This window comes from Klebsiella sp. 141240, assembly GCF_050600805.1.
Classification (GTDB): Bacteria; Pseudomonadota; Gammaproteobacteria; order Enterobacterales; family Enterobacteriaceae; genus Klebsiella; species Klebsiella aerogenes.
In genome coordinates, this window is the sequence record NZ_JAQIRK010000092.1 from 1 (window position 1) to 217 (window position 217).

General features: G+C 51.2%; 1 rRNA gene. It reads right to left on the reverse strand.

Annotated features, from left to right (window positions below):
* A 5S ribosomal RNA gene (gene rrf, locus PGQ95_RS26495) occupies window positions 1–69 on the reverse strand; the annotation flags it as partial.
* Window positions 70–217: the final 148 nt, after the last annotated feature.

The window sequence follows — 217 nt, forward strand, 5'->3', positions numbered from 1 at the left end:
GGCGCTACGGCGTTTCACTTCTGAGTTCGGCATGGGGTCAGGTGGGACCACCGCGCTATCGCCGCCAGGCAAATTCTGTTTTACCAGCCCGTCATTACGACGCACTGATTAATCTGTATCACGCTGAAAATCATCTCAAATCGCCAAAACATCTTCGGCGTTGTAAGGTTAAGCCTCACGGTTCATTAGTATCGGTTAGCTCAACGTATCGCTACGC